At 59.7% G+C, this 22490-nt stretch carries 21 protein-coding genes and 1 pseudogene; 10 read left to right on the forward strand and 12 right to left on the reverse strand.

The window, feature by feature from the left end; translation table 11 throughout:
• The first annotated feature begins 177 nt into the window (after positions 1 to 177).
• The 3 genes from EAH78_RS00720 (at position 178) to EAH78_RS00730 (ending at position 4250) form a co-directional block, all read left to right on the forward strand.
• Positions 178 to 1557, forward strand: a complete 1380-nt coding sequence (locus tag EAH78_RS00720; RefSeq protein ID WP_140664189.1) for an MFS transporter — start codon at positions 178 to 180, stop codon at positions 1555 to 1557.
• A gap of 11 nt (positions 1558 to 1568) precedes the next feature.
• Positions 1569 to 3122 (forward strand): galactarate dehydratase, encoded by a 1554-nt coding sequence (garD, locus tag EAH78_RS00725; protein ID WP_140664192.1) that lies wholly within the window; start codon positions 1569 to 1571, stop codon positions 3120 to 3122.
• Between the two features lie 186 nt (positions 3123 to 3308).
• Positions 3309 to 4250 carry an AEC family transporter gene (locus tag EAH78_RS00730; RefSeq protein ID WP_140664194.1) on the forward strand — a complete coding sequence of 314 codons (942 nt, stop codon included), beginning with the start codon at positions 3309 to 3311 and terminating at the stop codon, positions 4248 to 4250.
• 188 nt (positions 4251 to 4438) lie between these two features.
• On the opposite strand, the pseudogene EAH78_RS32540 reads toward EAH78_RS00730, so the two are convergent.
• From EAH78_RS32540 to EAH78_RS00760, 6 genes and pseudogenes are all read right to left on the reverse strand, one after another.
• Positions 4439 to 4621 (reverse strand): annotated as a pseudogene (locus EAH78_RS32540) (IS110 family transposase); the annotation flags it as partial.
• 111 nt (positions 4622 to 4732) lie between these two features.
• On the reverse strand, positions 4733 to 5662 hold the full coding sequence (locus tag EAH78_RS00740; protein WP_140664197.1) for an IS110 family transposase: 930 nt from the start codon (positions 5660 to 5662) through the stop codon (positions 4733 to 4735).
• A gap of 427 nt (positions 5663 to 6089) precedes the next feature.
• The gene (gene trmB / locus EAH78_RS00745; protein ID WP_140664200.1) at positions 6090 to 6815 is read right to left on the reverse strand and encodes a tRNA (guanosine(46)-N7)-methyltransferase TrmB; all 726 of its coding nucleotides are present in this window, start codon (positions 6813 to 6815) and stop codon (positions 6090 to 6092) included.
• A 9-nt stretch (positions 6816 to 6824) separates the two neighbouring features.
• The gene (locus EAH78_RS00750) at positions 6825 to 7619 is read right to left on the reverse strand and encodes a thiazole synthase (protein WP_140664204.1); all 795 of its coding nucleotides are present in this window, start codon (positions 7617 to 7619) and stop codon (positions 6825 to 6827) included.
• 60 nt (positions 7620 to 7679) lie between these two features.
• Positions 7680 to 7880 carry a sulfur carrier protein ThiS gene (thiS, locus tag EAH78_RS00755; protein WP_008026157.1) on the reverse strand — a complete coding sequence of 67 codons (201 nt, stop codon included), beginning with the start codon at positions 7878 to 7880 and terminating at the stop codon, positions 7680 to 7682.
• Positions 7881 to 7951: 71 nt separating this feature from the next.
• On the reverse strand, positions 7952 to 8332 hold the full coding sequence (locus EAH78_RS00760) for a DUF423 domain-containing protein (RefSeq protein WP_140664208.1): 381 nt from the start codon (positions 8330 to 8332) through the stop codon (positions 7952 to 7954).
• 74 nt (positions 8333 to 8406) lie between these two features.
• On the opposite strand from EAH78_RS00760, the gene mtgA reads away from it, so the two are divergent.
• Positions 8407 to 9129, forward strand: coding sequence for a monofunctional biosynthetic peptidoglycan transglycosylase (mtgA, locus tag EAH78_RS00765; RefSeq protein WP_140664211.1), 723 nt, complete (start codon positions 8407 to 8409; stop codon positions 9127 to 9129).
• 190 nt (positions 9130 to 9319) lie between these two features.
• Here the strand turns inward: mtgA and rpoH are convergent, their stop codons facing one another.
• The 4 genes from rpoH to ftsY form a co-directional block, all read right to left on the reverse strand.
• The gene (rpoH, locus tag EAH78_RS00770) at positions 9320 to 10174 is read right to left on the reverse strand and encodes an RNA polymerase sigma factor RpoH (RefSeq protein ID WP_007897890.1); all 855 of its coding nucleotides are present in this window, start codon (positions 10172 to 10174) and stop codon (positions 9320 to 9322) included.
• A gap of 112 nt (positions 10175 to 10286) precedes the next feature.
• Positions 10287 to 11309, reverse strand: coding sequence for a permease-like cell division protein FtsX (gene ftsX / locus EAH78_RS00775; protein ID WP_140664214.1), 1023 nt, complete (start codon positions 11307 to 11309; stop codon positions 10287 to 10289).
• Positions 11306 to 11977, reverse strand: a complete 672-nt coding sequence (gene ftsE / locus EAH78_RS00780) for a cell division ATP-binding protein FtsE (protein ID WP_140664217.1) — start codon at positions 11975 to 11977, stop codon at positions 11306 to 11308. Before ftsE ends, ftsX begins: the two co-directional genes overlap by 4 nt.
• Positions 11974 to 13500: a signal recognition particle-docking protein FtsY gene (ftsY, locus tag EAH78_RS00785; protein WP_140664220.1), complete on the reverse strand. Its 1527-nt coding sequence runs from the start codon at positions 13498 to 13500 to the stop codon at positions 11974 to 11976. The genes ftsE and ftsY overlap by 4 nt, the downstream gene beginning before the upstream one ends.
• A 345-nt stretch (positions 13501 to 13845) precedes the next feature.
• On the opposite strand from ftsY, the gene EAH78_RS00795 reads away from it, so the two are divergent.
• From EAH78_RS00795 to EAH78_RS00810, 4 genes are read left to right on the forward strand one after another with little or no spacing between them, the layout of a single operon-like run.
• The gene (locus tag EAH78_RS00795) at positions 13846 to 15201 is read left to right on the forward strand and encodes a M16 family metallopeptidase (protein ID WP_140664223.1); all 1356 of its coding nucleotides are present in this window, start codon (positions 13846 to 13848) and stop codon (positions 15199 to 15201) included.
• Positions 15194 to 16684, forward strand: coding sequence for a M16 family metallopeptidase (locus EAH78_RS00800; protein ID WP_140664226.1), 1491 nt, complete (start codon positions 15194 to 15196; stop codon positions 16682 to 16684). Before EAH78_RS00795 ends, EAH78_RS00800 begins: the two co-directional genes overlap by 8 nt.
• Entirely contained in the window at positions 16684 to 17295 is a 612-nt protein-coding gene (gene rsmD / locus EAH78_RS00805; protein WP_140664229.1) for a 16S rRNA (guanine(966)-N(2))-methyltransferase RsmD, read from the forward strand. Before EAH78_RS00800 ends, rsmD begins: the two co-directional genes overlap by 1 nt.
• A gap of 55 nt (positions 17296 to 17350) precedes the next feature.
• Entirely contained in the window at positions 17351 to 18349 is a 999-nt protein-coding gene (locus tag EAH78_RS00810; RefSeq protein WP_140664232.1) for a hydrolase, read from the forward strand.
• Between the two features lie 329 nt (positions 18350 to 18678).
• Here EAH78_RS00810 and EAH78_RS00815 read toward each other — a convergent pair whose 3' ends face one another.
• Both EAH78_RS00815 and EAH78_RS00820 read right to left on the reverse strand, forming a co-directional pair.
• The gene (locus EAH78_RS00815; protein ID WP_140664235.1) at positions 18679 to 19533 is read right to left on the reverse strand and encodes a sulfurtransferase; all 855 of its coding nucleotides are present in this window, start codon (positions 19531 to 19533) and stop codon (positions 18679 to 18681) included.
• A 33-nt stretch (positions 19534 to 19566) separates the two neighbouring features.
• On the reverse strand, positions 19567 to 20238 hold the full coding sequence (locus tag EAH78_RS00820) for a TetR/AcrR family transcriptional regulator (protein ID WP_140664239.1): 672 nt from the start codon (positions 20236 to 20238) through the stop codon (positions 19567 to 19569).
• Between the two features lie 146 nt (positions 20239 to 20384).
• Here EAH78_RS00820 and EAH78_RS00825 point away from each other — a divergent pair, with 146 nt between their 5' ends.
• On the forward strand, positions 20385 to 21815 hold the full coding sequence (locus tag EAH78_RS00825) for a coniferyl aldehyde dehydrogenase (RefSeq protein WP_140664241.1): 1431 nt from the start codon (positions 20385 to 20387) through the stop codon (positions 21813 to 21815).
• 28 nt (positions 21816 to 21843) lie between these two features.
• Positions 21844 to 22389 (forward strand): twin-arginine translocation pathway signal protein, encoded by a 546-nt coding sequence (locus EAH78_RS00830; protein ID WP_140664244.1) that lies wholly within the window; start codon positions 21844 to 21846, stop codon positions 22387 to 22389.
• Positions 22390 to 22490 lie beyond the last annotated feature (101 nt).

Below are 22490 nucleotides of genomic sequence, written 5' to 3' on the forward strand. Positions count from 1 at the left end.
CGCAATACCTGTGGGATTTGGCTTTTGTGGGAGCCGGGCTTGCCCGCGATAGCATCACTGAGTTGTGACTGACACTGCGCGGTGATGCTATCGCGGGCAAGCCCGGCTCCTACAAGGCCAGATCCGGCAAGAAATTGTTATTACCCGCATAAAAATAATCAGTGGGAGTACATCTACATGCAAGCGACCAAGCCGACCCATGTCCGCTATTTGATCCTGCTCATGCTTTTTCTGGTGACCACGATCAACTACGCCGACCGTGCGACCATCGCCATCGCGGGCTCCAGCCTGCAAAAAGACCTCGGCATTGACGCGGTCACTCTCGGTTATATCTTCTCTGCATTCGGTTGGGCCTACGTGGCCGGGCAAATTCCCGGTGGCTGGCTGCTGGACCGTTTCGGTTCAAAAAAAGTCTACGCACTGAGCATCTTCACCTGGTCGCTGTTCACCGTGCTCCAGGGTTATGTCGGTGAGTTCGGCATGTCCACGGCGATCGTTGCGCTGTTCATGCTGCGCTTCCTGGTCGGTCTGGCCGAAGCGCCTTCCTTCCCCGGTAACGCACGCATCGTTGCGGCCTGGTTCCCGACCGCTGAACGCGGTACCGCGTCTGCGATCTTCAACTCGGCGCAATACTTCGCCACCGTGCTGTTTGCACCGCTGATGGGCTGGATCGTTTACACGTTCGGCTGGCAGCATGTGTTTGTGGTGATGGGCAGCATCGGCATGGTGTTCTCGGTGATCTGGCTGAAAGTTATCCACAGTCCGCGCCAACACCCGATGATCAACGAGGCTGAGTTCAAGCACATCGCCGAGAACGGCGGCATGGTCGACATGGACCAGGACAAAGGCAAAGGGCAAGCCGCCGGCAAACCTGCCGAAGGTCCGAAATGGGACTACGTGCGCCAGTTGCTGACCAATCGCATGATGCTCGGCGTTTACCTGAGCCAATACTGCATCAACGCAATCACCTACTTCTTCCTGACCTGGTTCCCGGTGTACCTGGTACAAGAACGCGGCATGACCATCCTCAAGGCCGGTTTCATTGCCTCGTTGCCGGCCATCTGTGGCTTTATCGGTGGTGTGTTGGGCGGTGTGATTTCCGACTACCTGCTGCGCAAAGGCCACTCGCTGACCTTCGCCCGCAAGGCACCGATCATCGCGGGTTTGCTGGTGTCCAGCAGCATCGTGGCCTGTAACTACGTCGACATCGAATGGATGGTTGTGGGCTTCATGGCCCTGGCATTCTTCGGCAAAGGCGTTGGCGCATTGGGCTGGGCAGTGGTGTCCGACACCTCGCCAAAACAAATCGCCGGTTTGAGTGGCGGCCTGTTCAACATGTTCGGCAACATCGCATCGATCACCACGCCGATCGTGATTGGCTACATCATCAGCTCCACCGGTTCGTTCAAATGGGCGCTGGTATTTGTCGGTTGCAACGCACTGGTCGCGGTGTTCAGCTACCTGGTGATCGTCGGTCCGATCAAACGTGTGGTACTCAAGGAACCGCCTGTCAGCGGTCCTGAAACAAACAACAAATTGTCACAAGCGCATTCCTGAGGAGCGGCGTCATGCAGTTGATTGAACATTCCGACTCGCCGCGCTACATCCGCCTGCACGAGCGGGACAACGTAGTGATTGTGGTCAATGACCAGGGCGTGCCCGCCGGCACCGAGTTTTCCGATGGCCTGGTGACTGTGGACTTCGTGCCACAGAGCCATAAAGTCACGCTGGAAGACATTCCCGAAGGCGGCCAGGTGATTCGTTACGGCCAGACCATTGGCTACGCCTTGCAGCCGATTCCGCGCGGCAGCTGGGTCAAGGAAGATCAACTGCGCATGCCCACCGCGCCACCGCTAGACAGCCTGCCGCTGTCCACCGAAGTGCCGGCGGCGCAGGCACCGCTCGACGGCTATACGTTCGAGGGTTATCGCAACGCCGACGGCACCGTCGGCACGCGCAATATTCTGGGGATTACCACGACCGTTCAGTGCGTCACCGGCGTGCTCGATCATGCGGTCAAGCGCATCAGGGACGAGTTGCTGCCCAAGTATCCGCACGTCGATGACGTGGTCGCGCTGACCCACAGTTACGGCTGTGGCGTGGCGATTACCGCCACCGACGCGTACATCCCGATCCGCACCGTGCGCAACCTGGCGCGCAACCCGAACCTGGGGGGCGAAGCGTTGGTGATCAGCCTGGGCTGCGAGAAATTGCAGGCCGGCCAAGTGATGCACGAGAACGACAGCTCGGTGGATTTGAGCGAGCCGTGGTTGTACCGCTTGCAGGATTCGAGTCACGGTTTCACCGAGATGATCGAGCAGATCATGGCGCTGGCTGAATCCCGTTTGAAGAAGCTCGATCAGCGTCGCCGGGAAACCGTGCCGGCGTCCGAGCTGATTCTGGGCATGCAGTGCGGTGGCAGTGATGCGTTCTCGGGAATCACCGCCAACCCGGCGCTGGGGTTCGCCTCGGACCTGTTGCTGCGGGCCGGTGCGACGGTGATGTTTTCCGAAGTCACTGAAGTACGCGACGCGATCTACTTGCTGACCTCCCGCGCGGAAACCGAGGAAGTCGCTCAGGAACTGGTGCGCGAAATGGACTGGTACGACCGCTACCTGGCCAAGGGCGAAGCGGATCGCAGCGCCAACACCACGCCGGGCAACAAGAAGGGCGGGTTGTCGAACATTGTCGAGAAGTCGTTGGGCTCCATCGTCAAATCCGGCAGCAGCGCGATCAACGGGGTGCTTGGCCCTGGCGAGCGCTTCAAGCGCAAAGGCCTGATCTTCTGCGCAACCCCAGCCAGTGATTTTGTCTGCGGGACGTTGCAGTTGGCGGCGGGGATGAACCTGCATGTGTTCACCACTGGCCGTGGTACGCCGTATGGCTTGGCGATGGCGCCGGTGGTCAAGGTCTCGACTCGGACCGAACTGGCGCAGCGCTGGCCGGATTTGATCGACATCGATGCCGGGCGGATTGCCACCGGGCGGGCCTCGATTGAAGACCTTGGCTGGGAGTTGTTCCACTACTACCTGGACGTGGCGAGCGGCAAGAAACAGACGTGGGCCGAGCAGCACAAGCTGCATAACGACATCACCCTGTTCAACCCGGCGCCGATCACCTGATACCGCGTCGCCTGCTTCGCAAGCAAGCCCGCTCCCACACTGGATTGGCGTTGGCCACATATTTTGTGATCGACGCCGGATAAATGTGGGAGCGGGCTTGCTCGCGAAGGCGGTCTACCAGACGCCAGAGTCTCCAGTGGCTTATCATTAGCCCCCTAACGACGCTCACCCAAGGTTCCCCCCGGCATGCTGGCAATCTTCCTCGAAACCCTGAATATCACCGCGCCGGTGTTTGCCATGCTGTTTCTGGGGGTGTTGCTCAAGCGCATTGGCTGGATCAACGACAACTTCATCCACACGGCGTCGGCCCTGGTGTTCAACGTCACCATGCCGGCGCTGCTGTTTCTGGGCATCCTGCATGCCGACCTGCACGCTGCGCTGCAACCGGCGCTGCTGATCTACTTCTCGATTGCCACGCTGGTGAGTTTCGCCATTGCCTGGGTCTGGGCGATCTGGAAGTGCCCGCGTGAAGACCGGGGGATTTATACCCAGGGCGCGTTTCGCGGCAACAACGGGGTCATCGGCCTGGCGCTGGCAGCGAGCATGTACGGCGCCTACGGGATTTCCCTCGGGGCCATTCTCGCGGCGCTGGTGATCCTGTTCTACAACACGCTGTCGACCATTGTGCTGGCGGTGTACAGCCCGGTGATCAAGTCCGATCCGTGGAGCATCTGCAAAAGCGTGATGGGCAATCCGCTGATCATCAGCGTGTTCGCGGCTGCACCGTTTGCCTATTTCAAGATCGGCTTGCCGGGGTGGCTGGAGACGTCGGGGCAGTACCTGGCGCAGACCACTTTGCCGTTGGCGTTGATCTGCATTGGCGGCACGTTGTCGCTGGCTGCGTTGCGCAAGAGCGGCGATATGGCGCTCAGTTCAAGCCTGGTGAAGATGATCGGCCTGCCAGTGCTGACAACCCTTGGGGCCTGGCTGTGGGGCTTTCGTGGGGCGGAGTTGGGGATTTTGTTTCTGTACTTCGGGAGCCCGACGGCGGCGGCAAGTTTTGTGATGGCCCGTCAGGCCGAGGGTAATCATGAGCTGGCGGCGGCGATCATTGTGATTACGACGTTGATGGCGGCGGTGACCACCAACATCGGGATCTTTTTGTTGCAGTGGGGTGGGTGGATTTAGCTGATGGATTTGCAGTGTTCTTTCGGGCCTCTTCGCGAGCAAGCCCGCTCCCACAGGGGATTTGTGTTCGCCGCGAATCAAATGTGGGAGCAACTGTCTTGATGACTTTATTTTTAAGGCTTATCGGAAGACAGCTGAACTCCCACGGCTCCAGGCCATGCAAATTCCTTACAAAACACGCAGCCTGTTTAGGCTGCCTGTTCTCGCCACTCAGTTTTCTCTCGAATCATGGCATTCAGCCGTATCAACAACACTCGCATGCAGGCGATCAGCGCTACTTTGGCGCATTTACCTTTCTGGCGTAATGCTTGATACCGAGCCTTGAACTCAGGCTGTCGCCGGATCACCACCCAACAGGCCATGTACATCGCGCNAATGTGGGAGCAACTGTCTTGATGACTTTATTTTTAAGGCTTATCGGAAGACAGCTGAACTCCCACGGCTCCAGGCCATGCAAATTCCTTACAAAACACGCAGCCTGTTTAGGCTGCCTGTTCTCGCCACTCAGTTTTCTCTCGAATCATGGCATTCAGCCGTATCAACAACACTCGCATGCAGGCGATCAGCGCTACTTTGGCGCATTTACCTTTCTGGCGTAATGCTTGATACCGAGCCTTGAACTCAGGCTGTCGCCGGATCACCACCCAACAGGCCATGTACATCGCGCGACGCGCAGCAAACCTGCCTCCGCCAATGTGACGCACACCCTCATGCGTGCCACTGTCGTCGTTGTACGGGGCTATGCCTGCCAGCGCGGCAATTTCATGCCGTCCAACCTCGCCCAACTCAGGTAAATAGGCCATCAAGCTGGCGGCGGTCACGAGTCCTATGCCCTTGACCGAGCACAAACGGGCAATTTTATCGCTGTCCAGGTCTTTAGCCTGTTGACGGATCAGCTTTTCTATCGACTTCAACGCTTGGTTTAAATAGTCGATGTGGCTCTGCAACAAGGGGATGACCAGGTCAGCAGAGGCAGTTTTGATGCGTCGCATATCGTCACTTTGCTGCTGAACAAAGTGTTCACGTTGCTGTACCAACGCACGCAAATTGTCCTGTTCAGGGCTTGTGATCTGGCTATCGGAGTCTTTTATGACCGCTGCAAACTCAGCAAGAAGCCGTGCATCTATCGGGTCGGTTTTAGCGTGATACCCCATCGCTTTGGCAAAGTCCTTGGCTCGGCAAGGATTGATCCGCAAGACTTCGAAGCCAGCGATTTGAAGCGCCTTCATGGCCTTTCGTTCGTAACCGCCAGTGGCTTCTAGCAATACGCGACGAACGTTATAAAGCTGTAACCAATCAATCAGCGCAACAAAACCAGCGGCGGTATTGGGGTAACTCGCGCCAACGTCTTGCGGATTGATCCGGATTTCAAGGTTGTCTTTAGAAACGTCGATGCCTGCGCAGGAAAACATAGCCAAACCCTCTTACACTCAAAGGTGAGAGCGCTCTGGCTGGGCTGTCTTGCGGATTGATCCGGATTTCAAGGTTGTCTTTAGAAACGTCGATGCCTGCGCAGGAAAACATAGCCAAACCCTCTTACACTCAAAGGTGAGAGCGCTCTGGCTGGGCACCACGCTTGTAACTGTTCGAGGTAGGCTCGTTCAACTGTTCGGGCTCAATAACCAGAGTGGAGGGGTGAATGGCAGCGTGAGCTCCCACACGTGCTTTTAAGCACTCCGGGCATTCAGCTTGCCACTCACCGCTCTCATCACCAGTCTAATTCCTGCGCAAGACACAAGCGGGCTTGCTCGCGAAGGCGTCGTGTCAGTCAACATTAATGTGTCTGATACGCCGCTTTCGCGAGCAAGCCCGCTCCCACATTTTGTATTGCGTAGGGCTTTAAGACTGTTTTTCGAACTTCAGGTCCCACACGCCATGCCCAAGACGTTCGCCGCGGCGTTCGAACTTGGTGATCGGGCGTTCGGTCGGGCGCGGTACGCACTTGCCGTCTTCGGCGAGGTTGCGATAACCCGGTGCGACGTTCATCACTTCCAGCATGGACTCGGCGTATGGCTCCCAGTCGGTGGCCATGTGCAGCACACCGCCGACTTTCAACTTGCTGCGCACCAGTTCAGCGAACGAAGCCTGAACGATACGGCGCTTGTGGTGACGGCTCTTGTGCCACGGGTCCGGGAAAAACAGCATCAGGCGATCGAGGCTGTTGTCGGCGATGCAGCGGTTGAGTACTTCAATCGCGTCGCAATCGTAGACCCGCAGGTTGGTCAGGCCCTGAGTCAGCACGCCATTGAGCAGCGCACCGACACCCGGACGGTGCACTTCCACGCCAATGAAATCCTGCTCCGGCGAGGCCGCGGCCATTTCCAGCAGCGAGTGGCCCATGCCGAAACCGATTTCCAGCGAGCGCGGTGCCGAACGGCCGAACACTTGATCGAAGTCCACCGGCGCATCGGCCAACGGCAGGACGAACAGCGGCGTGCCCTGTTCCAGACCTTTTTGCTGGCCTTCGGTCATGCGCCCGGCGCGCATCACAAAGCTCTTGATGCGGCGGTGTTGGCGCTCTTCGCCTTCTGCAGGCGTGACAGGCGTTTCGTTTGATTCAGTCATCAATGGCTCTTACTTGATCAGACCATCCAGCGGCGAGGAGGCGCTGGCATAGAGTTTTTTCGGCATGCGGCCGGCGAGGTAGGCCAGGCGACCTGCAACGATGGCGTGTTTCATGGCTTCAGCCATCATGACCGGCTGCTGGGCGTGGGCGATGGCCGAGTTCATCAGCACTGCTTCGCAACCCAGTTCCATGGCGATGGTGGCGTCGGACGCGGTGCCGACACCGGCATCCACCAGCACAGGAATCTTGGCTTCTTCGAGGATGATCTGCAGGTTGTACGGGTTGCAGATCCCCAGGCCCGTGCCGATCAGACCGGCCAGCGGCATCACCGCGATAACGCCGATTTCCGCCAGTTGACGGGCAATGATCGGGTCATCGCTGGTGTAAACCATCACGTCGAAACCTTCCTTGACCAGCACTTCGGCGGCCTTAAGGGTTTCGATCACGTTGGGGAATAGGGTTTTCTGGTCGGCCAGCACTTCCAGCTTCACCAGGTTGTGGCCACCCAGCAGCTCACGGGCCAGGCGGCACGTGCGCACGGCCTCGGTAGCGTCGAAGCAACCCGCGGTGTTCGGCAGGAAGGTGTAGCGATCCGGCGACAGGACTTCGAGCAGATTCGGTTCGCCCGGGGTCTGGCCGAGGTTGGTACGGCGCACCGCGAAGGTGACGATCTCGGCGCCCGAGGCTTCGATGGCCAGACGGGTTTCTTCCATGTCGCGGTACTTGCCGGTGCCTACCAGCAAACGCGACTGGTAAGTACGACCGGCCAGGACGAAGGGCTTGTCGCTACGAACGATGCTCATGGGAAATCCTCTGTAGGGGTGAGGTTCTTGCAGAATTCTGTGCCCTTGCGGGCCGGGTGGCTAGCCGCCGCCGATGGCGTGAACGACTTCGACGCTGTCGCCGTCGTTCAGCGTGGTGTCGGCATGCTGACTGCGCGGGACGATATCCAGATTGAGTTCGACCGCCACCCGGCGTCCGGTCAGTTCCAGACGGGTCAGCAGGGCCGCAACGGTTTCACCGTCGGGCAGTTCAAGGGATTCGCCGTTCAACTGAATGCGCATGCCGAATGCCGCCATCATTTTTAGGGGCTGGCATTCTAGCTTGATCATGACCTAAAGGTCAGCAACAAGCGTCAAGCGGTAAGCGGCAAGCGCCAGGCGGCGAGACCCAGGCAGATCCAGCCGATCAGGAACGCCAATCCACCGAAAGGTGTGACGATTCCGAGCTTGCTGACGCCGGTCAGGGTCAGCAGGTACAGGCTGCCGGAAAACAGCAGGATGCCGAGGGCAAACGAGGCCCCGGCCCAGGTGATCAAACGCCCGGATATCTGCGTGGCCAGCAGCGCTACGCCCAACAATGCCAGGGTGTGCACCAGTTGGTAGGTGACGCCGGTATGGAAAATCGCCAGATACTCGGGGGTCAGACGGTTTTTCAGGCCATGCGCGGCGAACGCGCCGAGGGCAACGCCGGTGAAGCCGAAGAAAGCGGCCAGCATCAAAAAGCCACGCAGCATGAAGAACTCCAGTCAGACTCGATCAACAGGGTCTGTATAATGGCCCGCTCAACGGGTTCGGCCAAGCCATCTCTATGCTGCGTATATTTTTACGACGATTCACCAAGGCCGTGCTCTGGTTCGCGGGCGGCAGCGTCGTGCTGGTGCTGATCTTTCGCGTGGTGCCGCCGCCGGGAACGGCGTTGATGGTCGAGCGCAAGATCGAATCCTGGTTCGACGGCGAGCCTATCGACCTGCAACGCACGTGGAAGCCATGGGACGAAATCTCCGATGACCTGAAAGTCGCGGTGATTGCCGGCGAGGATCAGAAATTCCCGGAGCATTGGGGTTTTGACTTTGGCGCGATTCAGGCGGCACTGGCTCATAACGAACTGGGCGGTTCGATTCGCGGCGCCAGCACGCTGAGCCAACAGGTGTCGAAGAACCTGTTTTTGTGGTCTGGGCGCAGTTGGCTGCGTAAGGGCCTGGAAGCCTGGTTCACCGGATTGATTGAGGTGTTCTGGCCCAAGCAGCGGATTCTTGAGGTGTACCTCAACAGTGTTGAGTGGGATGACGGGGTGTTTGGGGCGGAAGCTGCGGCACGGCATCACTTTGGCGTGAGCGCTAAAAGCCTGAGCCGTCAGCAATCGAGCTTGCTGGCTGCTGTGTTGCCCAACCCTAGAGTGTGGAGCGCGAGCCATCCGACAAATTACGTCGCACGGCGGGCCGGGTGGATTCGGCAGCAGATGAGTCAGTTGGGGGGTGACAGCTATCTGCTGGGCCTCAACGATTCGCGCCGGGCGCCTTGGGCCCAGTAACACCGAAGATCAAATGTGGGAGCGGGCTTGCTCGCGAATGCGGCGTGTCATTCAGCATAAATGCTGACTGTTACACCGCATTCGCGAGCAAGCCCGCTCCCACATTGGTTTTGTGGTGTTGCAGAAAACTGGGTACAAACAAAAACACCCCGATCAATGATCGGGGTGTTTTTTATTGCCGGTTCGCAGGTTATGCCGCGATCGACAACTTGAGCTTGTTCATCGCGCTCTTCTCAAGCTGACGAATACGCTCGGCTGACACGTTGTACTTCTGCGCCAAGTCATGCAGCGTGGCTTTCTCTTCAGCCAACCAACGCTGATAGAGAATGTCACGGCTGCGGTCGTCCAGCACTTCCAGCGCTTCGTGCAGGTTGTGGTTGGAGTTGTCGCTCCAGTCCGCATCTTCCAGTTGACGGGCCGGGTCATACCGGTGGTCTTCCAGATAGTTGGCTGGCGACTGGAAAGCACTGTCGTCGTCCGCTTCCGCGGCCGGGTCGAAGGCCATGTCATGGCCGGTCAGGCGACTTTCCATCTCGCGCACTTCCCGAGGCTCTACACCGAGGCTTTCTGCCACACGGTGGACTTCCTCGTTGTTCAGCCACGCCAGGCGTTTCTTCTGGCTGCGCAGGTTGAAGAACAGCTTGCGCTGGGCCTTGGTGGTCGCGACTTTCACAATGCGCCAGTTGCGCAGGATGAACTCGTGGATTTCCGCCTTGATCCAGTGCACGGCGAACGACACCAGGCGCACACCCATTTCAGGGTTAAAGCGCTTCACGGCCTTCATCAGGCCGACGTTGCCTTCCTGGATCAGGTCAGCCTGAGCCAGACCGTAGCCGGAATAGCTACGGGCGATATGTACTACAAAACGCAGGTGGGCGAGCACCATCTGCCGAGCCGCCCCCAAATCCTGCTCATAATAGAGACTCTCGGCCAGTTCGCGCTCCTGCTCCGGCGTCAGCAATGGAATGCTGTTCACGGTGTGCACATAGGCCTCCAGGTTCGCACCCGGGACCAGAGCATATGCAGGTTGCAAAGAATTGGTCATACGAAAAAACCTCCTACTTACAAACTCGTGCAGTTCAGCACTGCGAAAATTGACCGGAAACCGAAAGACAAGTTCCCATTAACGCTGAAAGGTCAATACGAGCAAAATGATACTACTTAGGCGCAAGCTCCCTCAGGTGGCGTGCGACCGCAATCCATGCACCGATATACCCCAACAGCACCGCGCCAAGCAAGAGAGACAGACCGTCGGCAACTGGCACTCCGGCCAACGCGAAATCACTGCCGTACAAACCGGCCAGTCCAACCACCGCGTCGTTCAGCCAGTTCAAGCCAAACGCCAGTACGCCCCAAGACAGCATCCCCGCACCGAAGCCATACAGCGCGCCCATATAGAGAAAGGGCCTGCGCACATAGCTGTCAGTGCCGCCGACGAGTTTAATCACTTCTATCTCTGTGCGGCGGTTTTCAATATGAAGACGAATGGTATTGCCTATCACCAAAAGTAATGCAGAAACCAGAAGCACGGTCAGACCGAAGACAAAACGGTCGCCCAGCTTGAGGATGGCGGCCAGACGCTCGACCCAGACTAGATCAAGTTGCGCCTGTTGTACCTTCGGCAGCTCGGATAGTTTTTGTCTTAATGCTTCAAGCGCTGGCTTGTCGATTTCATTCGGTGTCACCAGGACCACGCCAGGGAGTGGGTTTTCCGGCAATTCCTTCAGCGCTTCGCCCAAACCGGACTGCTGCTGAAACTCCTCCAGCGCCTGGTCGCGACCGACATATTCCGCATCCGCTACGCCCGGCATGCCCTTGATCTGCTCACGCAGCGCCTCACCCTGTTCAGGACTGGCTTCAAGTTGCAGGTACAGGGAAATCTGCGCCGCACGCTGCCAGGAACCGCCCAGACGCTCGACGTTACTTAGCAAAAGTGACAGGCCCATCGGCAAACTCAGCGCAACGGCCATCACCATGCAGGTGAAAAAACTGCCAATCGGTTGTTTGCCCAAGCGACGCAAACTGTCGAGCAGACTCGCGCGGTGGCTTTCAACCCAGGCGCGGAACAGCGTAGCGAAGTCCGGACCGTCGTCATCGTCGCGTTTTTTCTTCTGCGGTTGCGGATCGGCAGCCTTCGGGGCTACGCGTTCGGAAACTTTGGGGCTGCGGGTCGCGCTCATTCGGCAGCCTCCCCGTCGCCGATCAAGCGGCCACGTTGCAGGGTCAGCATACGGTGACGCATGCGGGCGATCAGCGCCAAATCGTGACTGGCGATCAGCACACTGGTGCCCAGGCGATTGATGTCTTCGAACACGCCCATGATTTCGGCGGCCAGGCGCGGGTCGAGGTTACCGGTCGGTTCGTCCGCCAGCAGCAAGGCCGGGCGGTGAACAATGGCGCGGGCGATGCCGACGCGCTGTTGCTGACCGGTGGACAGGTCTCCGGGGTACAAATCGGTTTTGTCCGAAAGCGCCACGCGCTCCAGGGCCGAATCCACGCGCTTGGCGATCTCTGCCTTGGATAACCCAAGTATTTGCAGCGGCAGCGCGACGTTGTTGAACACTGTGCGATCGAACAGCAGCTGGTGATTCTGGAACACCACGCCGATCTGCCGGCGCAGGTAAGGAATCTGCGCATTGCTGATGGTGGCGAGGTCCTGGCCAGCCAGCAGCAATTTGCCGGTGGTCGGACGCTCCATCGCCAGCAACAGGCGCAACAAGGTGCTTTTACCGGCGCCGGAATGGCCGGTCACAAACAAGAATTCGCCCCGACGGACTCGAAAGCTCAGCTCATGCAAGCCGACGTGACCGTTCGGGTAGCGTTTACCGACCTGTTCGAAACGAATCATGAACGCTCCCGCTCGGCAAACAGTGCCTGGACAAAGGGTTCTGCTTCAAAAGTACGCAAATCGTCGATGCCTTCCCCGACGCCGATGTAGCGAATCGGCAGGCCAAACTGCTTGGCCAGGGCAAAAATCACTCCACCCTTCGCCGTGCCGTCGAGCTTGGTCAGCGCCAGGCCGGTCAGTTCGACGGTCTGGTTGAATTGCTTGGCCTGGCTGATAGCGTTCTGGCCGGTACCGGCATCGAGTACCAACAGCACTTCATGCGGCGCGTCGGCGTCGAGCTTGCTGATCACCCGGCGAACCTTCTTCAGCTCTTCCATCAAGTTGTCTTTGGTGTGCAGACGACCAGCGGTGTCGGCAATCAGCACGTCAATGCCACGGGCCTTGGCGGCTTGCACGGCATCGAAGATAACCGAAGCCGAGTCGGCGCCGGTGTGCTGGGCGATGACCGGGATCTTGTTGCGTTCGCCCCAAACCTGCAATTGCTCGACGGCCGCGGCGCGGAAGGTATCACCGGCCGCGAGCATGACTTTCTTGCCTTCGAGTTGCAGTTTCTTCGCCAGTTTGCCGATAGTGGTGGTCTTGCCTGCGCCGTTGACGCCCACCACCAGAATCACGAACGGCTTGTTCTGCGAGGTGATTTTCAGCGGTTGCTCGACCGGCTTGAGCATGGCGGCCAGCTCGGCTTGCAGGGATTTGTACAGGGCATCGGAATCGGCCAGCTCTTTGCGCGCGACCTTTTGGGTCAGGCGCTGAATGATCACCGACGTGGCTTCGACGCCAACGTCGGCAGTCAGAAGGCGGGTTTCGAGGTCTTCGAGCAGTTCGTCATCGATGGCCTTTCTGCCCAGAAACAGGCTGGCCATGCCTTCGCCGATGCTGGCGCTGGTCTTGGACAGGCCTTGCTTGAGGCGGGCGAAGAACCCGGCTTTGGATTCTTCAGTACGCGGCGGCTCGACGGGCGTTTCGACGGGCGCGACGACTGGAGCGGGTGCCTGGACAACCGGAGCAACCGGAGCAACCGGAGCAACCGGAGCAACCGGAGCAACCGGAGCAACGAAAGCAGGAACCACCGGTTCTGCAACCACCGGTTCAGGCTCGGCCACAACCGCTGGCGCTACAACCGGTTCAACCACCGGAATCTGAACAGGCTCAGGCTCAGGCGCAAACGCGGCAGGGGCTGGAATCGGCGGCGTAATGTGCGGCGCCAACTCGTCTTCAACGAGGGCAACCGGCTCTTCGGCCACCGGCAGCGTCAGCCAGGGTTCGGCAATCGGGGTCAGAGTGGGTTGCGCTACGGCTTCGGCAACGTGATCCGGCTCGACCACCGGTTGCAGCACCGGCTCGGCGATCGGCAAGACGATCGGCGCGAGCTCTTCTTCTATTACCGGCGCCGGTGCGGGCTCAGAAAGTGGCTGTGGCTGTTCGACGACGGTTTCCTGCGGCTTTTTGCGCAGCCATCCGAACAGGCTTTTCTTCTCGCCAGCCGCAGCTGGGGCTTTCTTGTCGTCGTTGGAACCAAACATGGAGGACGGCTATCTCACGGTAGCGACGCGCCAAAGGGCGCCTCGGCAAATAAATATTCGATGCAGAACAGACTGCGATTGATCCAGCTTGTTCACGCGCAACATTTTGTCGAGGTGCAAACCACACCCCAAAGGTCGACTAATACGAAGGACTGGAACGGCATCGTCGGCGAAAACGCAGAGTTTAGCTGTCAAACTCATAGCTTGCGCCGCAAACCCAAACAACCTGCAGACCGATCAAAGGCCTGATAGGCGTGGCCGCCAGTAAAACGGACCGTTATCCTAGCACCCTCTCGCCCGCTGACGCTAAGACCAAGCGGGCAGCCCAACAGGTTTAAAAAACGAATGAATGCTCTAGCCCGCCGCGCTGCAGGCCTGCTGCTCAGCACAGTTTGTCTGCCACTGTCAGCCTTGGCTGCCGATCCACAACCCACCCACGAATTCACCCTCGATAACGGCTTGAAGGTTATCGTGCGCGAAGACCATCGTGCGCCGGTGGTGGTGTCCCAGGTCTGGTACAAGGTCGGCTCCAGCTACGAAACACCGGGTCAGACCGGTCTTTCCCATGCGCTGGAACACATGATGTTCAAGGGCAGCGAGAAAGTCGGCCCCGGCGAAGCCTCGCTGATCCTGCGTGACCTCGGCGCCGAAGAGAACGCGTTCACCAGCGACGATTTCACCGCCTATTACCAAGTGCTGGCCCGCGACCGCCTGGGCGTGGCCTTCGAACTGGAAGCCGACCGCATGGCCAGCCTGCGCCTGCCGGCTGACGAGTTCGCCCGCGAGATCGAAGTCATTAAAGAAGAACGTCGCCTGCGCACCGACGACAAACCAATGTCCAAGGCCTACGAACGCTTCAAGGCGATGGCTTACCCGGCCAGCGGTTACCACACGCCGACCATCGGCTGGATGGTGGATCTGGACCGCATGAAAGTCGAAGAGCTGCGCCACTGGTACCAATCCTGGTACGTACCGAACAACGCCACGCTGGTGGTGGTCGGTGACGTAACCCCGGACGAGGTCAAAGCCTTGGCCCAACGTTACTTCGGCCCGATCGCCAAGCGCGAGGTGCCCCCGGCGAAAATCCCGCTGGAGCTGGCTGAACCCGGCGAACGCCTGATCACCCTGCACGTGCAAACCCAATTGCCGAGCCTGATGCTGGGCTTCAACGTGCCCAGCATTGCCACTGCCGAAGACAAACGCTCTGTGAACGCCTTGCGCCTGATCTCGGCCCTGCTCGACGGCGGCTATAGCGGGCGCATCCCGGCGCAACTGGAACGCGGCGAAGAGCTGGTCTCTGGTGGTTCGTCGAGTTACGACGCCTACACCCGCGGCGACAGTTTGTTCACCTTGTCGGCCACGCCGAACACGCAGAAAAAGAAAACCATGGCCCAGGCCGAAGCTGGTCTGTGGAAGTTGCTTGAACAGCTGAAAACCACCGCGCCGTCCGCTGAAGAGCTGGAGCGCGTGCGGGCTCAGGTGATTGCCGGTCTGGTCTATGAGCGTGATTCGATCACCAGCCAGGCCACGTCCATCGGTCAACTGGAAACCGTTGGCTTGTCGTGGAAACTGATGGACACCGAACTCAGCGACCTGGAAAGCGTGACCCCGCAAGACATCCAGAACGCCGCCAAGCTGTATTTCACCCGCGAACGTCTCAGCGTCGCCCATGTCCTGCCACTGGAGACGACTCATGAGTGAGCGCAAAAAACCACGCCTGGCCCTGATCGGCCTGATCGCTGTCGCCCTGATCGGCTCCGCGGCTTTCTACTTGTCCAGAACCGATGAGTCCAAGGCCAGCGAAGCCCTGGATAAAGCCAAGTCCAGCCAGAAGCTGCAATCGCTTGCCGAACTCGACGGCAAGGCGCCAAGCCATCGCACGCTCGACGTACAGACCTGGAACACCGCCGAAGGCGCCAAGGTGATGTTCGTCGAAGCCCGTGAGCTGCCGATGTTCGACATGCGCCTGATCTTCGCCGCCGGCAGCAGCCAGGACGGCAATGCACCGGGCCTGGCCGTGCTGACCAACGCGATGCTCAACGAAGGCGTGGCCGGCAAAGATGTCGGCGCCATCGCTCAGGGCTTCGAAGGCCTGGGTGCTGACTTCGGCAACGGCGCGTTCAAGGACATGGCACTGGCTTCCTTGCGCAGCCTCAGCGCCAAGGACAAACGCGAACCGGCCCTGAAGCTGTTCTGCGAAGTGGTCGGCAAACCCACCTTCCCCGCCGACTCTTTCGCCCGCATCAAGAACCAGATGCTCGCCGGTTTCGAATACCAGAAACAGAACCCCGGCAAACTGGCGAGCCTGGAGCTGATGAACCGTTTGTACGGCGATCACCCTTACGCGCACTCCAGCGATGGCACAGCGAAAACCGTTCCTGCGATCACACTGGCTCAGCTCAAGGCGTTCCATGAGAAAGCCTACGCCGCCGGCAACGTGGTGATTGCGCTGGTCGGTGACTTGTCCCGCGCCGAGGCCGAAGCGATTGCCGCGCAAGTCTCCAGCGCACTGCCAAAAGGCCCGGCACTGGCGAAGATTGAACAGCCGCAAGAACCGAAAGCCAGCGTCGGCCACATCGAGTTTCCGTCCAAGCAAACCAACCTGATGCTCGCGCAACTGGGCATCGACCGTGACGATCCGGACTACGCCGCCCTGTCCCTGGGCAACCAGATTCTCGGCGGCGGTGGTTTCGGCACCCGTCTGATGAGCGAAGTGCGGGAAAAACGTGGACTGGCGTATGGCGTGTACTCGGGCTTCACCCCGATGCAGGCGCGTGGCCCGTTCATGATCAACCTGCAGACCCGCGCCGAGATGAGCGAAGGCACGCTGAAACTGGTGCAGGACGTGCTGGCCGACTACCTTAAAACCGGCCCGACGCAAAAAGAACTCGATGACGCCAAGCGTGAACTGGCCGGGAGCTTCCCGCTGTCCACCGCCAGCAACGCCGATATCGTCGGCCAGTTGGGCGCCATGGGTTTCTACAACCTGCCGCTCAATTATCTGGATGACTTCATGCGTGAGTCCCAGAGCCTGACCGTCGACCAGGTCAAGACCGCACTGAACAAACACTTGAGCACGGACAAAATGGTCATCGTCAGCGCTGGCCCGACCGTGCCACAAAAGCCGTTACCGGCCCCATCTGATAAACCTGCCGAGCAGCCGCTCGGGGTTCCGGAGCATTAATGGCCACGCGTCCAAAAAAACCTGTTCACAACGTCCATAACGGCGTGAACCAACTGCGCATCATCGGCGGCGAATGGGGCAGCCGAAAGCTGAGCTTCCCCGATGCCCCGGGCCTGCGCCCGACCCCGGACCGGGTGCGCGAAACCCTGTTCAACTGGCTCGCGCCTTATGTCGCGGGCGCCAAAGTGCTGGACCCGTTCGCTGGCAGCGGCGCACTGTTCCTCGAAGCCTTGTCCCGGGGTGCGGCCATGGGCCAGGCACTGGACGCCAGCAACATCGCGGTCGCCAGCATCAAGGAACATCTGGGCACACTGCGTTGCACCACGGGTCAGATTCAGACCGCCGACGCCTTGCGCTACCTGGAAACCCAGACCGCCACGGCGTACGACCTGGTGTTCCTCGACCCTCCGTTTAACCAGAACCTGCTGCCGAGCGTCTGCACGCTGCTGGAAGAGCGTCAGTGGCTGGCCAACGAGGCCTGGATCTACACTGAAAGCGAAAACGCGCCGTCGTCTCTTGGTTTGCCAGGCAACTGGCGCCTGCACCGGGAGCAGAAATCCGGGCGGGTCTACTACGCGTTGTGGCAACGTATGGCAGAGATCGCCGGTTAATCGACCGGCCTGAAAAGGTGCGCACCCGTTGCGCACCGCTGCATCGAGAGCAATCGTGTCCCATCCGCCAGACCGCTTCACCCCCGCCCTGGGCCTGGGCAATCCGCACTTGCAAACCTTGTGGGGACCGCTTTGGCGCAAAACCACGCACATCGAACGCGAGCGCGAACGCTTGTGGCTCGAAGACGGCGACTTTCTCGACCTCGACTGGCACGGCCCGCACAGTGCGACTGCACCGTTGGTGTTGGTGTTGCACGGGCTAACTGGCTCGTCGAACTCACCGTACGTGGCCGGCGTGCAAAAGGCCCTCGCCGCGCAAGGCTGGGCCAGTGTTGCGCTGAACTGGCGCGGCTGTTCGGGCGAGCCGAATCTGTTGGCGCGCAGCTACCATTCCGGCGCCAGTGAGGACCTCGCCGAAACCATCCGGCACCTGCGGGCCAAACGTCCGCTGGCGCCGCTGTACGTGGTGGGTTATTCCCTGGGCGGCAATGTGTTGCTCAAGCACCTGGGCGAGTCCGGCAGTGACAGTGGCGTGGCCGGTGCGGTGGCGGTGTCGGTTCCGTTTCGCCTCGACCAGTGTGCGGACCGAATCGGCCAGGGTTTTTCCAAGGTCTATCAGGCGCATTTCATGCGCGAGATGCTCGCCTACATCAAGAACAAACAACGCCAGTTCCAGCATGACGGACGCGAAGAGGGCCTGGCGGCATTGGCGGCGCTGGGTTCGCTGGAGAACATGCGCACCTTCTGGGATTTCGATGGCCGGGTCACGGCGCCGTTGAATGGTTTTATCGATGCCGAGGATTACTATCGTCGCGCGTCGAGCCGCTATTTCCTTGGGGAGATTCGCACACCGACCCTGATCATTCAGGCGGCCGACGATCCCTTTGTGTTCCCCCACAGCCTGCCGCTTGCCGACGAATTGTCTGCCTGCACGCAACTGGAACTACAGACCAAAGGCGGGCATGTCGGCTTCGTCGATGGCTCGTTCAGGCAACCGGGTTATTACCTGGAACGACGCATCCCGCAGTGGCTGGCCGCCGTGGGTCGCGAGTAGCCGATGGACGTCGATCAGGGCGAGTCGATCCGCTTCTGGCAAACGGCGCATGGATTCATCTGAGTCGGCAGTTCACGCAGGTTTACGGGGTGGGACCGAGGGCGTATCGAAGCGCCCGGCAAACTCTCGGACGTTGATGACAGCGAAAGCCAAAGTAAAAGCAGGCTTTTGTGGCGAGGGGGCTTGCCCCCGTTGGGTCGCGAAGCGGACCCGAAACCTGCACCCCCGATAGTGCAGGTATATCTAGGGTAGTGGTTTTACGACTGCTTCGCAGCCGAACGGGGGCAAGCCCCCTCGCCACAAAGGCTCGCTCCCACAGGGAATTGGGTTTATTCGCCGATGGCGATGCCGTGTGCGGGATCGTTGATCCACTCACTCCACGAACCGGCATATAACGCCCCCAACGGATAACCCGCCAGGCACAACGCAAACAGGTTATGGCAAGCCGTTACGCCAGACCCGCAGTACGCCACCAGATCGGCCGGCGAACGATCGCCGAGTTTCGCGGCGAATCGCTGCTTGAGTTGATCGGCCGGCAAAAACCGCCCATCACCGCCAAGGTTGTCGGTAAACGCCGCACATTGCGCCCCCGGAATGTGTCCGGCAATCGGATCAATCGGCTCCACTTCGCCCCTGAAACGCGGTAAGCCGCGGGCATCGAGCAAGGTCAACTCAGGCTGGCCGAGACGCTGCTCAAGCTGTTGCGCACTCAGGATCAGCGCGTTGTCCGGCGTCCCGCTGAAGGTCCCACGCTTGGTGTCGCACGCATCCAGACTCAGCGGCAAACCCGCCGCGTGCCAAGCCTTGAGCCCGCCGTCCAGGATAAACACGCCGTCACGCTTGCCCAACCACGCCAGTAACCACCAGGCCCGCGCCGCGAAGGCACCCGGACCGTCATCGTACAAAACCACTTCGCTGTCGGCGTTGATGCCCCAGGCTTGCAGGCGCTCGATCAAATCATCCGCTTCAGGCAGCGGATGACGCCCGGTCACGCCTTTGATCACAGTCCCGCTCAAATCACGCTCAAGATCAGCAAACTTCGAGCCGGCGATATGCCCTTCGGCATAGCTGCGCTGACCATAATCCGGGTCTTCGAGAGCAAAACGACAATCCAGAATCACCAGCCCCGGCTGGTCCTTTTTCAGGTCCAGTGCTTGCGGGCTGATCAGTTGCGCAATGGGCATAGCGGGCTCCTGTGACTAAGTCGGTGTTTGATCCTACTGCACTTCTTCGAGGGCTTGGGCCAACGGCACATAAAACTCTTCGTACAGTGCGTTCACTGCATCGCGCGCCTGATCGGTGACGAAACCGGCCTCAAGCACCAGCACCTGATACACGCCCCGTTTAATGGCTTGCTCGCTCAAGTGATTGGAGTTTTCTCGCGTGGTGCACAGGAACCGCACCCACGACGTCAGGATGATCCACGCATTCAGCGTCAGGGACTCGATCTGGACCTTGTCCATTTGCAGAATGCCGGCGTCGACGAAGCCCGCGTAGATGTGCGTGCCATGGATCAGGCAACGCTGGGAAAACCGTCGGTAACGGGCGGCGAGTTCCGGATCGCTGTCGAGCAAGTGCTCAAGATCGCGATGCAAAAACCGGTAGCGCCACATCGCCGCCAGCAGCTCCTGAAGGTAGAAACGCTTGTCGTCCACCGTCGATGCACGCCCCTGAGGCGGGCGCAGAAAGCTGTCCACCAGGGTTTCGTACTCACTGAACAGCACGGCGATGATCGCCTGCTTGTTGGGGAAGTGGTAGTACAGGTTGCCCGGTGAAATTTCCATGTGGGCCGCAATGTGATTGGTGCTGATGCTGCGCTCACCTTGCTGGTTGAACAGCTCCAGGCTGTTCTGCACGATGCGCTCGCTGGTTTTGATCCGAGGGGCCATGGCTTGAGCTTTAATTCAGAGTGCGATGACAGGCATCTTACGACCTATCCGCGAGTGGATAAAACAAAGCTGTTCCAGGATGTCATTTGACTTTCTAGAGCATAGACTCTAAAAAGTCCCTCATTACAATAAATCCGGAGCCGACAATGACTGCTGACATCGCCTACCTTCAGAACCTGAATCAGCCTCTGGAAGAAATGCAGGCCCTGTTCGACGCCCAACGCGCCGCGTACGCCGCCAACCCGATGCCGCCGGCCGCCCAACGCCAGCAATGGCTCAAAGCCTTGCGCGACCTGTTGAGCAGCGAACGCCAGGCGTTGATCGAGGCGATCAGCCAGGATTTCAGCCACCGCAGCGCCGATGAAACCCTGCTCGCCGAACTGATGCCCAGCCTGCACGGCATTCATTACGCCAGCCAGCACCTCAAAGGCTGGATGAAAGCCTCGCGGCGCAAGGTGGGCATCGCATTTCAACCGGCGGCGGCCAAAGTCGTTTACCAACCGCTGGGCGTGGTCGGCGTGATCGTGCCGTGGAACTACCCGCTGTACCTGGCCATCGGCCCATTGGTCGGCGCGCTGTCGGCCGGTAATCGGGTGATGCTCAAACTCAGCGAATCGACTCCGGCCACCGGTTTGCTCCTCAAGGAATTGCTCGCACGGGTCTTCCCTGAAGACCTGGTTTGCGTGGTGCTGGGCGAAGCCGACGTCGGCGTCGCGTTCTCCCGCCTGCGTTTCGATCACCTGCTGTTCACCGGCGCCACCAGTATCGGCAAACACGTAATGCGTGCGGCGGCCGAGAACCTCACCCCGGTGACCCTCGAACTCGGCGGCAAGTCCCCGGCCATCGTGTCCCATGATGTGCCATTGAAAGACGCTGCCGAACGCATCGCTTTCGGCAAGACCCTGAACGCCGGGCAAACCTGCGTGGCCCCGGACTACGTGCTGGTGCCGGAAGACCGCGTCGGGGGTTTCGTCGAAGCCTATCGTCAGGTGGTTCGCGGGTTTTATCCGACGCTGGCTGACAACCCGGACTACACCGCCATCATCAACGAGCGGCAACTGGCGCGGCTCAAGGGCTACATCAGTGATGCCACGAGCAAAGGCGCGCTGCTGATTCCGCTGTTCGACCAGGGGCAAGGCCGCCGCATGAGTCATAGCTTGCTGCTCAACGTCACCGACGACATGACGGTGATGCAGGACGAAATCTTCGGCCCGCTGCTGCCGATCGTGCCGTACAAGCATTTGGATGAGGCGTTTGCCTACATCAACCAACGCCCTCGCCCACTGGCGCTGTACTACTTCGGCTACGACAAGCGCGAACAAAACCGTGTGCTCCACGAAACCCATTCCGGCGGCGTCTGCCTCAACGACACGTTGCTGCACGTCGCTCAGGACGACATGCCATTCGGTGGCATCGGTGCGTCGGGCATGGGTCATTACCACGGCCACGAAGGCTTCCTGACCTTCAGTAAGGCCAAAGGGGTGTTGATCAAGCAGCGCTTCAATGCCTCGAAGCTGATCTACCCGCCGTACGGAAAATCCATCCAGAAACTGATCCAGAAGCTGTTCATCCGCTAACGATCACCACCACCGGGTAACAACAATAATGAGCCCAAGCCTGACCGATACACCCGCGCTGTCACGGCGCGGCCTGCTGAAATTCAGCCTCGGAGCCAGCGCCTTCCTGGCCACGGCCGGGTTGGGCGCAAGCCTCAGCGGCTGCTCGTCGAGCACTGCGGCGAACGGCTTCGTGATCCTGCGCAGTGGCGACCTGCTGTTTTTGCGCGCCCTGATCCCGGTGATGCTCGAGGGTGCGGTCGCTGCCGAGAAAATGCCGGCATCGGTCGATCAGACCTTGCACGGCCTGGATAACAGCCTGAATCACCTGTCGCCGGAAATGCTCAAGCTGACCCAGCAATTGTTCGATGTGCTGGGGATGGCCGTGACGCGCGGACCGCTGACCGGGATCTGGGGCAGTTGGGAAAATGCCAGTGGCGATGAGATCCGGCATTTTCTCGATCGCTGGGAAAACAGCTCGTTGAGCTTGTTGCGCATGGGCCATAGCTCGCTGCAGCAACTGGTGATGATGGCGTGGTACACCCGGGCTGAATCGTGGGTGCATTGCGGGTATCCGGGGCCGCCTACGGTTTGAGACCGTTGCGACCCTATCGCGAGCAGGCTCACTCCTACAGGGATCGCGTACTCCTGTAGGAGTGAGCCTGCTCGCGATGGCGATCTGAAGAACACCCAAAA

The organism is Pseudomonas arsenicoxydans (genome assembly GCF_006438915.1).
GTDB lineage: Bacteria > Pseudomonadota > Gammaproteobacteria > Pseudomonadales > Pseudomonadaceae > Aquipseudomonas > Aquipseudomonas arsenicoxydans_A.

Excerpts from the sequence above, each read along its gene's own strand:
- trmB (WP_140664200.1), bottom strand. The coding sequence starts at position 6,815 with ATGACTGAATCAAACGAAACGCCTGTCACGCCTGCAGAAGGCGAAGAG.
- ftsX (WP_140664214.1), bottom strand. The coding sequence starts at position 11,309 with ATGAGCGCGACCCGCAGCCCCAAAGTTTCCGAACGCGTAGCCCCGAAG.
- rpoH (WP_007897890.1), bottom strand. The coding sequence starts at position 10,174 with ATGACCAATTCTTTGCAACCTGCATATGCTCTGGTCCCGGGTGCGAAC.
- rsmD (WP_140664229.1), top strand. The coding sequence starts at position 16,684 with ATGGCCACGCGTCCAAAAAAACCTGTTCACAACGTCCATAACGGCGTG.
- EAH78_RS00825 (WP_140664241.1), top strand. The coding sequence starts at position 20,385 with ATGACTGCTGACATCGCCTACCTTCAGAACCTGAATCAGCCTCTGGAA.
- EAH78_RS00760 (WP_140664208.1), bottom strand. The coding sequence starts at position 8,332 with ATGCTGCGTGGCTTTTTGATGCTGGCCGCTTTCTTCGGCTTCACCGGC.
- EAH78_RS00750 (WP_140664204.1), bottom strand. The coding sequence starts at position 7,619 with ATGAGCATCGTTCGTAGCGACAAGCCCTTCGTCCTGGCCGGTCGTACT.
- EAH78_RS00815 (WP_140664235.1), bottom strand. The coding sequence starts at position 19,533 with ATGCCCATTGCGCAACTGATCAGCCCGCAAGCACTGGACCTGAAAAAG.
- mtgA (WP_140664211.1), top strand. The coding sequence starts at position 8,407 with ATGCTGCGTATATTTTTACGACGATTCACCAAGGCCGTGCTCTGGTTC.
- EAH78_RS00830 (WP_140664244.1), top strand. The coding sequence starts at position 21,844 with ATGAGCCCAAGCCTGACCGATACACCCGCGCTGTCACGGCGCGGCCTG.
- EAH78_RS00820 (WP_140664239.1), bottom strand. The coding sequence starts at position 20,238 with ATGGCCCCTCGGATCAAAACCAGCGAGCGCATCGTGCAGAACAGCCTG.
- EAH78_RS00740 (WP_140664197.1), bottom strand. The coding sequence starts at position 5,662 with ATGTTTTCCTGCGCAGGCATCGACGTTTCTAAAGACAACCTTGAAATC.
- EAH78_RS00795 (WP_140664223.1), top strand. The coding sequence starts at position 13,846 with ATGAATGCTCTAGCCCGCCGCGCTGCAGGCCTGCTGCTCAGCACAGTT.
- thiS (WP_008026157.1), bottom strand. The coding sequence starts at position 7,880 with ATGCGCATTCAGTTGAACGGCGAATCCCTTGAACTGCCCGACGGTGAA.
- ftsY (WP_140664220.1), bottom strand. The coding sequence starts at position 13,500 with ATGTTTGGTTCCAACGACGACAAGAAAGCCCCAGCTGCGGCTGGCGAG.
- EAH78_RS00800 (WP_140664226.1), top strand. The coding sequence starts at position 15,194 with ATGAGTGAGCGCAAAAAACCACGCCTGGCCCTGATCGGCCTGATCGCT.
- EAH78_RS00730 (WP_140664194.1), top strand. The coding sequence starts at position 3,309 with ATGCTGGCAATCTTCCTCGAAACCCTGAATATCACCGCGCCGGTGTTT.
- EAH78_RS00720 (WP_140664189.1), top strand. The coding sequence starts at position 178 with ATGCAAGCGACCAAGCCGACCCATGTCCGCTATTTGATCCTGCTCATG.
- ftsE (WP_140664217.1), bottom strand. The coding sequence starts at position 11,977 with ATGATTCGTTTCGAACAGGTCGGTAAACGCTACCCGAACGGTCACGTC.
- garD (WP_140664192.1), top strand. The coding sequence starts at position 1,569 with ATGCAGTTGATTGAACATTCCGACTCGCCGCGCTACATCCGCCTGCAC.